Annotated in this window: 4 protein-coding genes; all 4 read right to left on the bottom strand. The window is 48.4% G+C overall.

Going from position 1 to position 2014, the window contains the following annotated elements; genetic code table 11:
• Nucleotides 1–435 (bottom strand): type II secretion system minor pseudopilin GspK (gene gspK / locus R7O12_RS23850; protein WP_318126509.1); only part of this gene is annotated, 435 nt, incomplete at its 3' end.
• The gene (gspJ, locus tag R7O12_RS23855) at nucleotides 428–1111 is read right to left on the bottom strand and encodes a type II secretion system minor pseudopilin GspJ (protein WP_020904375.1); all 684 of its coding nucleotides are present in this window, start codon (nucleotides 1109–1111) and stop codon (nucleotides 428–430) included. The genes gspJ and gspK, both read right to left, overlap by 8 nt.
• On the bottom strand, nucleotides 1098–1487 hold the full coding sequence (gene gspI, locus R7O12_RS23860; RefSeq protein ID WP_318126511.1) for a type II secretion system minor pseudopilin GspI: 390 nt from the start codon (nucleotides 1485–1487) through the stop codon (nucleotides 1098–1100). The genes gspJ and gspI overlap by 14 nt, the downstream gene beginning before the upstream one ends.
• A partial coding sequence (locus tag R7O12_RS23865; protein WP_318126513.1) for a GspH/FimT family pseudopilin occupies nucleotides 1474–2014 on the bottom strand: 541 nt, incomplete at its 5' end. The genes R7O12_RS23865 and gspI, both read right to left, overlap by 14 nt.

The raw sequence follows: 2014 nt of genomic DNA on the forward strand, positions 1-2014 counted from the left end.
GGCAATCACTTCCGCTTGATACGGCTCTACATCTGACTCTTCCAACAAACGCTGCAGCACTTGAACCAAATATGGTCGAGTGGTTTGTTGTCCGGTCGGCTGCACTCGACTTAACACATTGAGGTTAAAGCACGCTTGCTTATCCCAAATACGTCCTGCAGCTTGACCATAGTCCAATGGGTACACTTGTTCTTTAATCGCCCAAGGTTGGCTGAGGTTGATGGTATCGCTGTCTTTGTAGCTCTGCTCGATACCCACTTCAGCCAAGGCTTCAACACCAACACTGTACCAATATGCTTGCTGGTAATGGATTTGGTTTGAACCGCGCTGAAACTGCAAAAACAAACGTTCAGACATGGTGGCAGCAATGGTCGCCATAATCGCCAACAACATCAGTACAATAATCAAAGCAACACCACGCTGACGATTAGCCATTGTTGTTGCCCTCCGATGCTTTGTTTCTTTCACTTTCTGCAAGCTTGCCATCTGGCGTTAGATACGTGCGCGCAATTTCACCGTAATCCTTCAACTTCAAGACAACTGAGACAGCTTTCGGCAACTCTTTATTGCTGTCCCACTCTTTCTTCCACTGTTTACCGTCATAAAAACGCATGTCGAAAGATTCCACCTGCGTCAGCAACGGAGTGACAATGCCTTCCTGCCCAACTGGGGTATCTGGATAACGCCACCAAACACGCTGCAAGGTTTCTTCTTTAACGCGATAGCCCACTTTAGTCACTTCACCACGCGGGAACTGTTGCTGCGGGTTATGCCAACCCACACGTGCAAACATTAGGCCTTTCGCGTCGGAATCGAGTAAATAATCCGACCAAAAGATCAGTTGCCCGGCAGGGTCTTCGCCGTTGGTACGCGTTTGACGCAATGCCATTTGGCGGAAGTCGTTATCCATCATCACCATGGCGCGTTGCAGTTCATTCAAACGCTGAGTTCGCTCTTGCGACAACTCGTTACTGCGCTGAACTTGCGACACCACTTGGTATGCCGCCACGCTCAAACTGGCAAAGATTGCTATCGACACCAGCACTTCAATGAGTGTAAAACCTTTTGCTGTACGGCGCTTATTTGCGCGATTGGGATTACTGCGCCACATAGCTTCTTACCGTAACAACTGGACTCGCGTTTTTCGCGGTCGCGACACTTACATCAAATGCTTTCAGCAATGGCTGCGTGGTGGCTACAGGCGTGACTTTCCAATACCATGTACGCCCTGCTAGCTCTTCGGTACCATTCTTGGCTTTCAGCGCGCCAGTATCTAGCATCACATTCGCCATTCGGTTATCCACAACCATTGCTGCAAACATCTTTTCTTCTAAGTAGCTGACTGTGTTGATGTGTTGACTCACAGAGCGAATCACACTGATCGCCGCGGTGGCAAAAATAGCCAGTGCAACCAACACTTCAAGCAACGTCATCCCTCGCACTCGGCGACGGTTTAAGTTTGGTTGAGTTTGCTTAAAATTGCGCATTCGCATCCTCTTCCACTTCTTCACCTGGCGCTACCAACAGAATTTGCCCACTCTCTTTTCCGATCACTCGCCAACCATCGTTAAACGCATCGCCTTTTTGTGGAAAAAAAGACAAGGTAAACGGCGTGACTTCTGCGCTCGAGAAAATGAAGACTTGCGGTGGTTTCACTTTCTTTTCTTCAGTTTCGTCGGCAAACATGTCTTCAAACAGTGAACCCGGCTCGAACAAACGATCGTCTTTATCCCAAGCACCGCCACCTAAATCCAATTGCAATGCAATGTCATCTTCTAATTTGGTTTTGCTTGGAATTTGCTTCATTGCCAGCGGCTTCCAGCCTTCAGCGGTCAAGCTAAGCAGGGTGTAGGTCTTTTTGGTATCGTCGACACGCACACCAAAATCTTTACCGCTGAGTACGGCTTCTTCGTTAAGCAACTGCAAACGCTGAAAGAAACTTTGCGCGTATTGTTTAGAAAGGTCTTTTTGACTGGTAGGCAACGTAGTGATCACCGCCACCGCGGTAAGAGAT

This window comes from Vibrio sp. Vb1574 (assembly GCF_033338675.1).

Excerpts from the sequence above, each read along its gene's own strand:
- gspJ (WP_020904375.1), bottom strand. The coding sequence starts at position 1,111 with ATGTGGCGCAGTAATCCCAATCGCGCAAATAAGCGCCGTACAGCAAAA.
- gspI (WP_318126511.1), bottom strand. The coding sequence starts at position 1,487 with ATGCGCAATTTTAAGCAAACTCAACCAAACTTAAACCGTCGCCGAGTG.